Source organism: Aequorivita sp. IT1282 (assembly GCF_058068205.1).
This window is the reverse complement of sequence record NZ_JBYRHR010000005.1, coordinates 88,096-102,004: the sequence shown is the minus strand read 5'-3', so window position 1 is coordinate 102,004 and position 13,909 is coordinate 88,096. Positions and strand designations below refer to the sequence as shown.

The 13,909-nt window shown below is 36.6% G+C and carries 16 protein-coding genes and 1 pseudogene; 5 read left to right on the top strand and 12 right to left on the bottom strand.

Going from position 1 to position 13,909, the window contains the following annotated elements:
- Nucleotides 1-34: 34 nt before the first annotated feature.
- The 7 genes from AC3RVG_RS11945 to AC3RVG_RS11915 all read right to left on the bottom strand — a co-directional run bounded on the left by AC3RVG_RS11945 (nucleotide 35) and on the right by AC3RVG_RS11915 (nucleotide 6,700).
- Nucleotides 35-547, bottom strand: coding sequence for an IS1096 element passenger TnpR family protein (locus tag AC3RVG_RS11945; RefSeq protein ID WP_489691695.1), 513 nt, complete (start codon nucleotides 545-547; stop codon nucleotides 35-37).
- A 79-nt stretch (nucleotides 548-626) separates the two neighbouring features.
- On the bottom strand, nucleotides 627-1,646 hold the full coding sequence (locus tag AC3RVG_RS11940) for a COX15/CtaA family protein (RefSeq protein ID WP_489691694.1): 1,020 nt from the start codon (nucleotides 1,644-1,646) through the stop codon (nucleotides 627-629).
- Nucleotides 1,647-1,797: 151 nt separating this feature from the next.
- A complete protein-coding gene (locus AC3RVG_RS11935) occupies nucleotides 1,798-3,222 on the bottom strand; it encodes a CCA tRNA nucleotidyltransferase (RefSeq protein ID WP_489691693.1) in 1,425 nt (474 codons plus the stop codon).
- Nucleotides 3,223-3,298: 76 nt separating this feature from the next.
- Nucleotides 3,299-3,859 (bottom strand): L-threonylcarbamoyladenylate synthase, encoded by a 561-nt coding sequence (locus AC3RVG_RS11930; protein ID WP_489691692.1) that lies wholly within the window; start codon nucleotides 3,857-3,859, stop codon nucleotides 3,299-3,301.
- The gene (locus tag AC3RVG_RS11925) at nucleotides 3,849-4,760 is read right to left on the bottom strand and encodes a glycosyltransferase (RefSeq protein WP_489691691.1); all 912 of its coding nucleotides are present in this window, start codon (nucleotides 4,758-4,760) and stop codon (nucleotides 3,849-3,851) included. Before AC3RVG_RS11925 ends, AC3RVG_RS11930 begins: the two co-directional genes overlap by 11 nt.
- 98 nt (nucleotides 4,761-4,858) lie before the next feature.
- Nucleotides 4,859-5,923: a glycosyltransferase family 4 protein gene (locus tag AC3RVG_RS11920; RefSeq protein ID WP_489691690.1), complete on the bottom strand. Its 1,065-nt coding sequence runs from the start codon at nucleotides 5,921-5,923 to the stop codon at nucleotides 4,859-4,861.
- Nucleotides 5,924-5,938: 15 nt separating this feature from the next.
- Nucleotides 5,939-6,700 carry a glycosyltransferase family 2 protein gene (locus tag AC3RVG_RS11915; RefSeq protein WP_489691689.1) on the bottom strand — a complete coding sequence of 254 codons (762 nt, stop codon included), beginning with the start codon at nucleotides 6,698-6,700 and terminating at the stop codon, nucleotides 5,939-5,941.
- A gap of 59 nt (nucleotides 6,701-6,759) precedes the next feature.
- Between AC3RVG_RS11915 and AC3RVG_RS11910 the strand changes: the two genes are divergently transcribed.
- Entirely contained in the window at nucleotides 6,760-7,464 is a 705-nt protein-coding gene (locus AC3RVG_RS11910; protein ID WP_489691688.1) for a polysaccharide deacetylase family protein, read from the top strand.
- A gap of 25 nt (nucleotides 7,465-7,489) precedes the next feature.
- Here the strand turns inward: AC3RVG_RS11910 and AC3RVG_RS11905 are convergent, their stop codons facing one another.
- Genes AC3RVG_RS11905 through AC3RVG_RS11895 form a run of 3 tightly spaced genes read right to left on the bottom strand, consistent with a single transcriptional unit; the run spans nucleotide 7,490 to nucleotide 8,699 of the window.
- A complete protein-coding gene (locus tag AC3RVG_RS11905) occupies nucleotides 7,490-8,221 on the bottom strand; it encodes a glycosyltransferase family 2 protein (RefSeq protein WP_489691687.1) in 732 nt (243 codons plus the stop codon).
- A gap of 8 nt (nucleotides 8,222-8,229) precedes the next feature.
- The gene (locus AC3RVG_RS11900; protein WP_489691686.1) at nucleotides 8,230-8,529 is read right to left on the bottom strand and encodes a type II toxin-antitoxin system RelE/ParE family toxin; all 300 of its coding nucleotides are present in this window, start codon (nucleotides 8,527-8,529) and stop codon (nucleotides 8,230-8,232) included.
- Entirely contained in the window at nucleotides 8,517-8,699 is a 183-nt protein-coding gene (locus AC3RVG_RS11895) for a hypothetical protein (protein WP_489691685.1), read from the bottom strand. The genes AC3RVG_RS11900 and AC3RVG_RS11895 overlap by 13 nt, the downstream gene beginning before the upstream one ends.
- Nucleotides 8,700-8,792: 93 nt before the next feature.
- Between AC3RVG_RS11895 and AC3RVG_RS11890 the strand changes: the two genes are divergently transcribed.
- The 3 genes and pseudogenes from AC3RVG_RS11890 to AC3RVG_RS11880 all read left to right on the top strand — a co-directional run bounded on the left by AC3RVG_RS11890 (nucleotide 8,793) and on the right by AC3RVG_RS11880 (nucleotide 11,432).
- The gene (locus tag AC3RVG_RS11890; RefSeq protein ID WP_489691684.1) at nucleotides 8,793-9,752 is read left to right on the top strand and encodes a class I SAM-dependent methyltransferase; all 960 of its coding nucleotides are present in this window, start codon (nucleotides 8,793-8,795) and stop codon (nucleotides 9,750-9,752) included.
- Nucleotides 9,753-9,770: 18 nt separating this feature from the next.
- A pseudogene (locus AC3RVG_RS11885) lies at nucleotides 9,771-10,586 on the top strand (glycosyltransferase family 2 protein); the annotation flags it as partial.
- 33 nt (nucleotides 10,587-10,619) lie between these two features.
- The gene (locus AC3RVG_RS11880; RefSeq protein WP_489691948.1) at nucleotides 10,620-11,432 is read left to right on the top strand and encodes a glycosyltransferase family 2 protein; all 813 of its coding nucleotides are present in this window, start codon (nucleotides 10,620-10,622) and stop codon (nucleotides 11,430-11,432) included.
- Between the two features lie 6 nt (nucleotides 11,433-11,438).
- Here the strand turns inward: AC3RVG_RS11880 and AC3RVG_RS11875 are convergent, their stop codons facing one another.
- Entirely contained in the window at nucleotides 11,439-12,020 is a 582-nt protein-coding gene (locus tag AC3RVG_RS11875; protein WP_489691683.1) for a class I SAM-dependent methyltransferase, read from the bottom strand.
- On the bottom strand, nucleotides 12,017-13,090 hold the full coding sequence (locus AC3RVG_RS11870; protein WP_489691682.1) for a glycosyltransferase family 9 protein: 1,074 nt from the start codon (nucleotides 13,088-13,090) through the stop codon (nucleotides 12,017-12,019). The genes AC3RVG_RS11875 and AC3RVG_RS11870 overlap by 4 nt, the downstream gene beginning before the upstream one ends.
- 48 nt (nucleotides 13,091-13,138) lie before the next feature.
- Between AC3RVG_RS11870 and AC3RVG_RS11865 the strand changes: the two genes are divergently transcribed.
- Nucleotides 13,139-13,888, top strand: a complete 750-nt coding sequence (locus AC3RVG_RS11865; protein WP_489691681.1) for a lipopolysaccharide kinase InaA family protein — start codon at nucleotides 13,139-13,141, stop codon at nucleotides 13,886-13,888.
- The last annotated feature ends 21 nt before the right edge of the window (nucleotides 13,889-13,909 follow it).

Here is a 13,909-nt window from a genome sequence, read left to right as displayed (position 1 = left end):
ATGATAATTAAGATTTTATGTACCGTCAACCGTTTTAATTCCAGTTTTCGTCAAAATCGAGATTGTCATAATCCTCTGGATCCAAATCGAAATCTTCATCTAAATCATCCTCTTCGATGTCCTCGGCAATGAATTCTTTTTCTGGAGCTTCTTCCGGTATTTGACCGTGAGCAAACATAAGGTTTGGATAAAGCACACCTTCTTCGGCCTCGGCAATATCGGCAAGTTCTGCCATAAACGTCCACATATTTAGAAAATCGTAAACGTACAATAATCGGGTTTTATTTTCATCAACCACATCTTCTAAAAAAGTTTCGTTCATAACCCGAATTCCTCCCGGCTCGTCGCTTACGTCAAAAAGAGAAATCTCTTCGCCCTCTTCCCATAAATCATTGCTGATGTAAAAGGAAGCCATTTCTAACCCATCAAACCCAAAAGATTGGGTAATGGCGTTGTGAAGATCTTCTAATGTAGCAGAAGCTTTTATTTCAATATCCCGGAAAACATCTTCGTGTGTGTCGAGAATAACCCTGAAGCGGTAAATCATTTTTTTAATTTTTTTTGGGATGCAAAGTTATTAAAAAGTAAGCAGTATTCGGTTGAAGTTTGCCTTTTAGGTTTTCTTTTTATTTTGAAAATCTATGCAGCGCATAGGTCATGGAAGCTAATAGGAAAAAGGCAGTTACTTGGTGTAAAACGCCTAAAACCACAGGTACCTGCAATATTAGCGTAAAAACACCTAAAATGAATTGTACAAAAACCAGAATCAATAAAATATTAATTCCCTTTTTCTGGAGAATCGTTAACGGCAATTTTTTCGTTTTGTACCAAATAAAAAGAATTGTAGCAACAACTACATACGCCATATAGCGGTGAACAAACTGAACCCCACTTTTACCTTCAACAAAATTTTTCCAAAGTGGAACCTGTTCTGTATAGACCGTTTCGTGGATTAATTTGCCCTCGTTCATTAAAGGCCAATGGTTGTGAATCCAGCCAGCATCGAGACCTGCAACAAAAGCGCCCCAAATAATTTGGATTAACAATACAGCCAATCCAAAACGGATTATATTTCGAATGTGTGTATTGATTTCTTTTTTAGCAGGATAAATTAAATCTAGTGCTACCCAAAAAGTGTAAGCAAAAGTTATAAAAGCAGTAGTTAAGTGCATTGCAAGCCGATAATGGCTCACACTCGGCCTGTCAATCAGCCCACTTTTTACCATATACCAGCCCAAAAACCCTTGAAATCCCCCAAGAAATAGGAGAATTACAGCCTTTTTAATCGTGGGTTTGGTGAGTTGTTTTTTTAGAAGAAAATAAAGGAAGGGTACAAGGAACACAATGCCAAGTAGTCTGCCCAAAACTCTGTGAATGTATTCCCAGAAATAAATATCCTTAAAGTCTTCGAGATCAAAATGGGTGTGCAGCTTTTGATATTCTGGAAATTGCTGATAATGTTGAAACTCGGCAATCCATTCGGCTTCATTTAGCGGTGGAATTGAACCCGAAATTAATTTATAACTAGAAATTGAAAGTCCGGAATGGGTTAGGCGAGTAATGCCGCCAATCACCACCATAATAAAAATAAGGAAACAGCCCGTTAAGAGCCAGTAAATTACCTTTTTGTTGTCTTTATTTGCCACTGAATTATTGTTTTAATTGTGCAGTCTCTGAAAAAAACCACCACGAATGCACGAATTATTTTTTATTTTCTGAACACTGAACACTGAACACTGAACACTGAACACTGAACACTGAACACTGAACACTGAATACTACCATTCCCACTTGTCCTTAATCAACTGCTTTGAGCCCAATAGCCACTCCTTTTTTCAACATAAAATCGTGGGCAGCTTCATATTTATTTGGAATTTCACCTTCCAGAATTGCTTCTTTTATGGCGTCTTTTATAATTCCAATCTCGCGCGAAGGCTTAAGATTAAAGGTTTTCATAATTTCTTCACCACTAACGGGCGGCTGAAAATTACGAACTTGATCGCGTTCTTCAACTTCCACAATTTTTTCGCGCACCGTTTGAAAATTGGCGTGGTATTTTTTAAACTTCTTCGGATTTTTGGTAGTTATATCTGCTTCACAAAGCGTCATTAAATCCTCTACATATTCACCTGCATCAAAAATCAAACGCCTCACAGCGCTATCGGTTACTTCGCTCGCCAAAACAATTGGGCGGGAACTCATCAATACCATTTTTTGAACGAATTTCATTTTATCGTTCAGTGGCATTTTTAACCTTTTGAAAAGTTTGTAAACCATTTTAGCACCCACAAATTCGTGTGTGTGAAATGTCCATCCCAGTTTTTTATCGAATTTTTTTGTTGGAGCTTTTCCTATATCATGAAGCAGCGCTGCCCATCGTAACCAAAGATCGTCTGTGGCTTTTGAAATATTATCGACCACTTCCAAGGTGTGCCAAAAATTGTCTTTGTGGGTTTGTCCTTCTTTTTCGTCTATTCCTTGTAGCGCAACCAATTCAGGCAAAATAAAGGGGAGTAACCCTGTTTTATGCAAAAGTGCAAATCCTTTTGAAGGCACTTCGGCAAGTAATATTTTGTTGAGCTCGTCCACAATTCGCTCTTTCGTAATAATTTTTATCCGTTCGGCATTTCGTGTGATTGCTTCCAGCGAATCCTTTTCAATAATAAAGTTCAATTGGGTTGCAAAACGAATAGCGCGGAGCATTCGCAATGGGTCGTCGCTATACGTAATATCTGGGTCGAGCGGAGTGCGGATTATTTTTTTATGAAGATCGTCAGTTCCGTTGAACGGGTCGAGCAATTCACCAAAATTTTGTTCGCCTAAACTTAGGGCTAAAGCATTTATGGTAAAATCTCTTCGGTTTTGGTCGTCTGCTAAAGTGCCATTTTCCACAGCAGGATTGCGGCTTTCTTCAGAATAAGATTCCTTTCGGGCACCTACAAATTCAAGCTCTATGCCGCCACTTTTTAGCATTGCGGTTCCGTAAGTTTTAAAAATAGAAACTTTTGGTTTTCCCGGAAGTAATTTTGAAACCTCTTGGGCGAGTTCAATTCCGTTCCCAACGGCAACAATATCAATGTCTTTCGCATCGCCGCGATCTAAAAGAAAATCGCGCACATAGCCGCCAATTACATAGCTTTCCAAATTTAAGTTATTGGAAGCTTTTGAAATAGTTCTAAAGATTGGGTTTTTTAAAGCGGATATGTAGGATGGTTTGATCATTTTTTTTCTCTCGCAAAGTCGCAAAGTCGCAAAGTAATTAGTCTTGCGTCTTATGTCCCCTCGTCTTATGTCAATTTTATTGCCTTACAACTTTTACCGAGCCATCATTTTTCAACTTAATAATCGCCGAAGGTTTTCCAGATTTTCTTTCGCGGTGCAAATTTACAACATAGTCTACGCCTTCCAAAATTACGGGGTCTATTTCACTAAAAATTTGTGGAGTTTTTGCGTCCGATACATTGGCCGAAGTTGAGACAAGTGGTCGGCGCATTTTCTTTATTAATGTTTTGCAAAAATCATCCTTCGGAACGCGAATAGCAAGCGAATTATCTTCCGCAATTAGATTTTCAGCCACACGAATTGGGTCGTCGTAAATGATGGTTGTTGGCTTTTTTGCATATTTCAAAATATCGTAAGCCACTTCGGGTACGTTTTCAATGTATTCGTTCAGCATTTTGAAATCGCTCACCAAACAGATTAACGATTTTTTATCGCTCCTTTTTTTAAGTTGAAAAACTTTCTCCACGGCTTCGGCATTGGTGGCGTCGCAGCCTATGCCCCAAATAGTGTCCGAGGGATAAAGAATTATACCTCCTTTTTTTAAAATAGTCAGGCAATTTTCGATTTCAGTTTTCATCTAAAAAGGTGATTTTTTGTTTTTGTTTTAACGATTGTGTTTGGTTGTTGCTCTTTAAAATAATTGGGAGTAAATACCATTTTTTCGGTTTTAGTAAAAGGGCGATTGTTAAATACATTCTAATCAGTAAATATTTTCCAAATCCATAATTTTTCCGAAGTACATATAAATACGAAATATAACTCTCTTTATTAATTGCTTTCGAAATGCCCGTACTTATGCCTTGATGGTGCAGGATTTGCGCTTCGGGAACCAGCCAACTTTCGTAACCAAGTTTTTTAAGACGGTGGCAAATATCCATTTCTTCCCAATACAGGAAAATATTGGTATCGAATCCACCTACCTCTGAAAATGCTTTACTATCGAAAAAAAGAAAAGCACCATTTACCCAATTAACTTGCAATGGTTCAGTATATTCTTTTTTTCGACTTGGATATAATTTTGAATCGTTTTTTTCAAGAAATCCACGTCCAAAAAGTAATCTTCGCAAGCCTTTGTTATGATCAAAAGAAGGAACAAAATTATTGTCTTCATCAAAATTTTGAGCGGTACAAACGCCAACTTTTGAATGATTTTTCATAAAACCCAACAAAATGCTAAGGCAGTCATTAAGTAGCATTGCATCGTTGTTTAGAAAAAGCAAATAATCTGCTTTCGCGAATTGCGCGCCAAACATATTTCCGCCGCCAAAGCCTGTGTTTATATTGCTTCGGTGAAGCGAAACGTTTTGTTGTTGGGGGAAGCCATCCTTTAAAATTTTATATTCCGAAGGCGTTGAATTATTGTCAACCACAATTATTTGGTAGTTTATTTCAGCCGAAGTTTTTTCAATCACAGTGTATATGCACTCCAAAGTATATTTTGAAGAATTGTAATTGATAATGATTACGGCAATATCCATCAAATGAATTTAAGTGGCGGAATTTTTCCAACTGATTTTGGCAAAGATACAATTACTCTCTGTGGCAGTTGGCCGAAAGATTTAAATATTTGTGCTAGTTATAGCAAGCTTTTATAAACTTCAATATATTTTTCGGCAGTGGTTTTCCAACTAAACTTTTTGGCGCGATCTACGTACCATTTTTCATAAAATGGTTTGTTGTTATTGAATTTCTCCATGCCGTCTTTCAATACATTCGCCATATATTCAGGTTCGTAATGATCCCAAAAAAAGCTGTGCTCGCCGCCAATTTCGGGGAGGGAAGTGTTGTTTGAAAGAAAAACGGGTTTCCCAAAACGCATCGCTTCAATTGGTGGAATTCCGAAACCTTCACGCTGCGATGGAAAAACAAAGGCCTCACAATTTTGAAGATAATATTGTTTGTCTAAATCGGCTATTTTCCCAGTTTGAAACACTCTGTTTTCAAAACCGTACTGCTGTACCATTTCAGTAAGTTTTTCAGCATAATTTGAACTATTGCTACCCGCGAGCACCAAATTATAATCGGGCAGAAAGCGCAACATTTCCACGAGACTCATAAAATTTTTGCGTTCGCTGAAATCGCCTATGGAAAAAAGATAGGGTTTTTGTGGTAAAATTGAAGGTTTATAATCCTTCGGAAGTGTGATGTCGGTAATCGTATTTCCGTTGTAAATTACATATTCCGGAATGTTGGGAACACTAAAATGTGCGTGGGTATCTTGCTTTGCAAATTCCGAAATATATGCAATTGCACTGCTGCGTTTCAGTTTTTCGTTGAATTGCTTTTTCAGTTTTTCTTGCAATTCCACAGTGCCTTCGGTTACAAAATGTACGTCGTGAACCGTTAATAAATAAGGAATGTTGAAGAAAGGTTCAATCTTTATATTTTGATTTAGGCAGTGCCAAAGATTGTATTTTTTCTTTATTCGGAAAGGTTTATGGCGAGTAAGCGAACTGTATTTTCGGTATTTGAAAGTTGCGCCAAATTCTTCTTTTAGTTCTGCGATATTCTTCGCATTCAAAACTATTTCAAAATCGTCCTGAGGAAATTCAGCCAACGCTTTTATGAGGTGGTAATTAAACTGCCCAAAGCCCGAATAACGGTTTTTTAAATTATGCGATTCTAAAAAAACTTGTTTCAAATTAGCCATTTAAGTTTAATCTATATTTCTGTACAACAACCAAAGATTCACATATCGTTTAAACACCGAAAAGGCGCTTACATAGGCCAAAATAAAGCCTTCTTTCCCGTCCAAAATACCCAACCTGAAAATGAATTGGTTCCAAAATCTATAAAAAGGGCGGAATAGAAAATGATAGTAGTTTGGTTTCTTTCCTTTTTTATAAAGCATTTGCGCTTGCAGCGTACTGTATTGATGCATTTTGGCGGTATAATCGTCAAAAGATTTATAGGTGTGATGCGGGAGACTGTTTTTTAAATATTCAGTTTTGCCATCTGCCTCTAGCGTTTCGTGAACAAGTTTTGCGTTGTATTGACAATGATTTTTATTGAAAAACCTAATTATAAAATCATTCTGCAAGCCACTGTATTTAATGCGTTTCCCCATAAAATAGAAATCGCGTTTCACAAAATATGCAATGGCTGAAGGGTTTTTGAAATTTTCAACAATTTCATCGGCGAGTGCTGGCGTTATTTCTTCATCCAAATCGAAAAAAGTAACCCAATCGTTGTTTGCTTTTGAAATAGCGAAATTTTTCTGTGCAGAAAAGTTGTCGAAAGCCCGCTGATAGACTGTAACTTTTTCGTGTTTGGACGCCAAAGCTACCGTTTCATCACTGCTATAAGAATCCACAATCACAATTTCGTCCGCAAACCAAAGGCTTTTTATATAGCCTTCAATATTGTGAGCCTCGTTGAGAGTGATTGCGATTGCGGTGATTTTTGCAGTGTTTTCCAAAAACGGATTGTAGTTTGCGTAAAAGTAATAATTTTACAACTATAAATCTGAAAACTGTTATGGCGAAGCTTCCCATTTTAATGTACCACCACATTACCGCAGAGGCGGGAAAAGGTTTGACGATTTCTGCCGAAAATCTTGAAAAACAATTTAAGCATTTGGCTGAAAATGGTTATAAAACCTACCATTTTAGGGAATTGACAAAACTGAAGTCGTTGCCAAAAAACAAAAACATCGTCATTACTTTTGATGACGGCTATGTGAGTCAAATGGAATTGGCGCTGCCATTGCTGAAAAAGTATAAATTGAAAGCTACATTTTTTGTGCCTTTGAATTTTTTGGGGAAAACTGACAGTTGGAATACTTCTTCTTTGGAAATTATGACTTCGGAACAGTTGAAAAATCTGGACCCAAAAATTATTGAACTCGGGTTTCATTCTTTTAAACACAAAAAGTACACTGCACTTTCCAATGAGGAAATTGAAGCAGACACCCGTCGTTGTGAAGAGTTTGTTTTAGAAAATGAATTGAATTTTTCAGCAGTACTAGCGTATCCATACGGCAAATGTCCGAAGGAAAAGAAGACAAATGAAATTTTCAAAAAAACACTTTTAGATAACGGAATCACTTACGGGCTGCGCATTGGAAATAGAATAAATTCATTTCCGTTTAAAAAACCTTTTGAAATTCAGCGTATCGATGTAAAAGGAGAATTTTCGTTGTTGAAGTTTCGGCAGAAAATTCGGTTTGGGAAGTGGTTTTAGTCCCCCTTCGGGGGCTAGGGGGCTGCTAACGCATTCCCTTTTGCAATAACATTAATTTCACATACCTTTCAAAAACACCATACGCATTTACCGCGGCAACGGTCATTCCTGGTACGCCATCGCGAAATCCACCTTTTAAAATGAACGAACGAAAAAAGCGATAGCTAGGTTTAAAAAAGAGGTGAAACCAAGTAACTTTTTTTCCTTTATCAAACAGTTGCTGCGCTTGAAACCACGCGTACGACTCTTTTTTAGAAATATAATTATCTAAACCTTTGTAAGTAAAATGGAGCATTTTGCTTTTCAGTTTTCCGATACTGCCTATACAAGTAAGTTTTTCGTGTACCGAACCAGCATATTGCGCGCCATCTCGTTTTACGAGTCGAAGCACATCATCGCTATGATGATATAAAAAACGGTTCATATAAAAATGTGGGAAATTGATTTTGTAGCCGCCGTGTTTGGGGTTTTGGAGCGTTGCATTAATTTCTGCTTCCAAAGAATGAGTTACGCGTTCATCGGCATCTACAAATAATACCCAGTCGCCAGTTGCTTCTTTTAACGCGAAATTTTTTTGGTTTGAAAAGTTATCGAATTTTCGCTGAAGAAATTTTGTTGCGTATTTCTTGGCTATTTCGGGGGTAGTATCCGTGCTGAAAGAATCGATCACGATTATTTCATCGGCAAATGCAACCGAAAAGAGCGCATCTTCTAAATATGCTTCTTCGTTAAAAGTGGGTATGATAACAGTAAGCATTGGCATAGCTATTTTTTTATTCTTCTAAAAAGGTCTCTCGCTCCGTGATGGATCATCAAAATATCAATCCTTTTTATATCTACAATTCTATAAATAATTCTGTAATTTCCTACCACTAATTCACGAATATTAGGGTCTTCCATTTCCTCCACAATTTTACCAATGTTTGGATAGGTTTTAATTATTTCTGTGGATTGTTTTATTTTTTCAACTTGGCGCCGAGCGTAGATTTTTGAATCAAGTGAAATATAATAGTAGATTTCTTTTAAATCTATTTTTGCATCAGAAAGCCATTTTATTTGAACCATTCCTGCATTTCGTTTTCTAAAGTTTCTTCGCTTATTGTATCATTCTGCTTAGACTTTTCAATGCGATTCTCAAGCTTATCTATGAAAATAAACCGCTCGATGAGTTCTTCAATAGTGAATTCTTCAGGAAATTTTTCAATATGTTTTTTAAGAAATGTCTTCGTAATCATCTTTCTATATTTTGTTCTAAATTACAACTTTTCGATTTCTGAGCCAACTTCATAAATAACTTTATCTTTGGAGCTTAAAGCAATTTTCAATTTATGACAAATACTTGCAGAATTTGTGGCAATAACGAAGCAAATCAAAGCTTTACAGCAAAAGAGATGATGTACGGCTTACGCGAAAATTTTGAATATTTTCAATGTTCTAATTGCGGGTGTCTTCAGATTGCTGAATTTCCTGCGGATATGGGCAAATATTATCCGGGAGATTATTACAGTTTTGACACTTACGATGGGAAGAAATTTAAAGGAACAAAAGGCGCCATTAAAAAGAAGCAATACGAAGCTGCGGTGCTTGGTGGGCCAGTTTACCAAAATACCTTGGGTAAAATTTTAGGAAAAAAGGAATACGCCATTTTTAAAGGTTTACATGTAAATAAGGAAACCCGAATTCTGGATGTTGGCTGTGGCAATGGTAGAAATTTTTTATATCCGCTGGCGGAAGTAGGTTTTAAAAACGTAACGGGTTGCGATCCTTTTTTGAATGATACCATTAAATATGAAAATGGATTAACCATTAAAAAAAGCAGTATTTATGATATGGAAGGCAGTTATGATATTATAACCTATCACCACGCCTTTGAACATCTGCCAGATCCTTTGGAGAATTTAGAAAAAGTGTATAAGCTTTTAGCTCCGGGCGGAGTTTGCATAATTCGTATTCCGACGGTTTCTTCTTTTGCTTGGGCACATTATGGTGTTAAATGGGTACAATTGGATGCGCCGCGACATTTTTTCCTTCATTCGCAAAAAAGTATGCAGCTACTTGCAGGCAAAACTAATTTTGAAATGTATAAAGTTGCTTATGATTCTACACATTTTCAATTTACGGGAAGCGAAAAGTACTTGAAAGACATCCCCCTTTCTGCGCCGAAAGAAAAAGGTTTTTCAAGTTCACTTAACAGAAAAGTTCAAAATTTTAAATACGAACAAAAGGCCACTACCCTCAATAAAGAGGAGCGGGGTGATCAAGCTGCTTTTTATTTACGCAAGAAATAGTTTTACCTTTGCCAATCTATGACTGCAATTGATACTTCCATTATTATTAGTACCTACAATTCTTGCGAATGGCTTGAAAAAGTGCTGTATGGTTATAACAATCAGACATACAGGCAATTTGAAGTTGTAATTGCCGATGATGGCTCTAATGAAGAGACAGAACAGCTCTTAAAACGGATGGAAACTGAGGTTTTTTACTCCATTGTTCACGTTTGGCATGAAGACAAAGGCTTTCAAAAATCGCAGATTCTTAATAAAGCTATCCTTCAATGTAGTGCTGAATATATAATTATGAGCGATGGTGACTGCATTCCACGAAAAGATTTTGTGGAGCAGCACGTTAAATTTAGAGAAGAAGGTTATTTCCTTTCAGGGGGTTACTTTATGCTTCCTTTAGATATTTCAAAAGACATTTCAAAAGAAGATATTTATACTGAAAAATGTTTCGATGTTTCGTGGTTAAAACAACACGGACTGCAATCTTCTTTTAAAAATAACAAGCTCTATTCGGGACCGTTTAAAGCATTTCTTCTTAATCGGTTTACACCTACAAACGCTAGTTGGAATGGTCACAATGCTTCTGGTTGGAAAAAAGATATAATCGCTGTAAACGGTTTGGATGAACGCATGCAGTATGGCGGACAAGACCGTGAATTGGGCGAACGTTTAATTAATCTTGGGCTTAAAAGTAAACAGATACGCTACAATGCAGTTGTATTACACTTGGACCATCCGCGCGGTTACAAAAATGAAGATTCAATAAATAAAAACTTGGCCATCCGTCAACAAACACGTGGGCAACATAAAAAGTGGACGGCGTTCGGGATTGTTAAAGATGATAATGAAGCTCCGTTTGTTTCGGTAATTGTGAGCACATACAACCAACCCGAATGGCTTAAAAAAGCACTTTGGGGTTTTGAGCAACAATTAGAAAAGAATTTTGAAATTATAATAGCCGACGATGGTTCTTCGGAAGAAACGAAAAATCTAATTGAATCTTTTAAGACAAATTCGGCATTAAGTATTAAACACGTATGGCAGGAAGATCACGGTTTTCAGAAAACGAAAATTCTAAATAAAGCCATAAAAGTAGCAAAAGGCGAATATCTAATTTTTACCGATGGCGATTGTATTCCGAGGAATGATTTAGTTGCAACCCATCTTGGATTGAGCCGACCGAGTTGTTTTCTTTCTGCGGGATATTTTAAATTGTCGATGAATATTTCGAAACAAATTACCAAAGATGATATTGAAACTCAGCGTTGTTTTAATGCGAAATGGCTTTTAAAACACGGCCTAAAAAAGACCTTTAAAATTAATAAGCTAACTTCCTACGGTCTGAAGGAAGATATTTTAAACACATTCACTCCCACCAGCGCCACTTGGGACGGCAACAATGCTTCTGGTTGGAAGAAAGATGTACTTGCCGTAAATGGCTTTGATGAACGTATGCAATATGGTGGCGAGGACCGCGAAATGGGCGAGCGCTTGATGAACTATGGTATAAAACCATTGCAAATTCGTTACAGCACAGTTACACTGCATTTAGACCACGAGCGCGGTTATGTTCGGAAAGAAATGTTTATAAAAAATAAGGCTATTCGAAGAATAACGAAAAAGGAAAAGCGTGTTTGGACAGATTACGGCATTGTTTCGAAAGAGACTGAAGTAACTAATTAAGGCAGTTTAATTCTTTTTATAAACCCCAATTTTCCAATAACGAAGTTCTTCATCTGTAGTTACGGTTGTGAAATCTAACTCTTTTAATCTTTCGTCTTCCTTAAAATATTCCCAGCAACCGTGGCCTTCGCGATAAATTGAAGTTATTATAATTCCGCCATCGGTGAGTTTTGACAACATACGGTCAAGTACATTTTGCTTTTCGGTTTCGTGAATATAGTAGAATGCTTCGTTGAAAACGATTACATCAAAATCTTGTTTTGGAATGAATTTCACGGCATCGGCAGCAAGAAATTCGGCTTTTGGTAATTTCTTTTCGCTTGCAATTTTTATGGATTCTTTTGAAAAATCTAAACCTAAGAAGTAAGAGTAGTCATCGGGGTTTATTCGTTCCGTAAGCAATCCATCGCCGCAGCCAATATCTAAAATACTTGGATTTTTAGGTGAAAAACGGTTTATATATTCAATGATTTTTTGATAACGACTTGCTTCCTTTTCGCTACGCAGACTTTGCCACCGCCCTTTTTTATATTGGCGATTCCAGCGTTGTTTTCTTCTCCAATTATGAAATTTGTCTAGTAGATTCAAGTGCCGCTGTTGTTAAGATGATGCGCCAAAAACGGCTTTAATTTTTCGAAAATCATTTCGGGGGTTAATTGCTTGTAAAGAGAATGTGGGTCTTGCTCAATTCGCCTTCTTTCTTCTAAAGTAAAACTACTAAAGAGATCTGGTTTTTCTTCCAATAAATGAATGGAATCGTGATGGTCGCCATCTTCAAAACTGCACCAATGTTCTTTATTTACGTAAGGTGAATAGATGGTAAACGTAGGTCTTTCGAGCGCTTTCGTAATATGTACACTTCCGCCTTCGTTGGAAACTAAAAGGTCGCATTTATTCATCAGTTTTATAAATCCGCGGATGGAGTCTTCGTAAATATCGAGATTTATTTGGTCTTTATTCTGGCACATTTCATACACTTTAATCGCTTCTTCTTTTTGGTGCGGGGCGTAATTGAAGAGAATAGTGCCTTTGTAATTGGCAGTAATAAAGTCAATTATTTCCACCATATATTCATAAGGCATCGATTTTTGAGGTGTGCTGCCCAAAATGCCCAACATAATTACTGGTCGCTGAAGTGAATTAATCCGACTGTAATTTTTTTCGTCATCGGTCAAGAAAATTTTAGGAGCGTACTCGGGAGCTTCTAATTTAAAAACAGAAGCAATCATATTTATTCTATCTTCAATCGCTTTACCGCAGTTTTTGGAGCGATGTTCCAAAAAACTAATTGGGTGGGTGTAAAAAGGAAACTTTAATTCTTTGTGTGCGCGTTTAAGTCCAATTCTGTATTCGGCACCCGAAAACAGACAAATCATTCTACTTTGAAATTTGGAATACGGATCGAAAATAATATCGTATTTCTCCTTTTTTATCTTCGCGATAGTTTGTAAAAGCTTCGGGAGTCTTTTAAGTTCCTTTTCTTTTACTGAAATAATTCTATCGATATTTGGGTTGTTTTCTAAAACACCAGTTGTGTAATCATACACAAAATAGGTTACTTCACTTTGCGGAAATACCTTTTTGATATTATTGGCAATGACGGAGCTAATTAGTACATCGCCAATTCTTTTGTTCTGTATAACGAGAATTTTCTTCATATAGATTACCTTCGCAAAATACCTTTTTTGGTTTTATCTTCTTTCATAATGCAAGAGAATTTTGTTATTCATCCAGATTATTCGCAAATGGCTGTAAAGCTAAGCGATGTGCTACACAATTTTTCTAAAAATGGTGAATACGTAACCAAAGGCGAGCGCAATGTTATAAAAATGGTGAAAATTGATGGTTATTCTTTAAACATCAAAAAATTTAAAACACCCAACGCTTTTCAATCTCTGGTATATCAATACGTACGCAAAAGTAAGGCAAAACGTTCTTATGAATACGCTAAAAAATTAATTGGTCTGAATATAAAAACCCCTTTTCCAGTGGCATATTTGGAAACTTTTTCGGGTGGGTTAAAAGAAAGTTATTACGTAAGTGAGCAGATAAATTACGATTTCGATTTTCGTGAACTTATTCATAATCCAAAGTTTATAAAGAGGGAAGAAGTTTTAAAACAGTTTACGCAATTCACTTTCAAACTTCACGAAAATGGTGTAAACTTTTTAGACCATTCTCCGGGAAATACGCTGATAATGGATAACGGCAACGACAATTACGATTTTTATCTAATTGATTTAAACCGAATGCTTTTTGAAAATATGACTTTTGAAAAACGCATGCATAACCTCCGAAGGTTGTGGCTTTCAAAAACAATGGTGAAAGTGATGGCGGCAGAATATGCCAAACTTTACGGCAAAAGTTATAATGAAACGCACGCTTTAATGTTGAAACATAGCAGAGCCTTTCAGAAAAAAATAGACAGCAAGAAATTACGTAGACGAAAGCGATAACCGTTTAACTCATTCAAACCC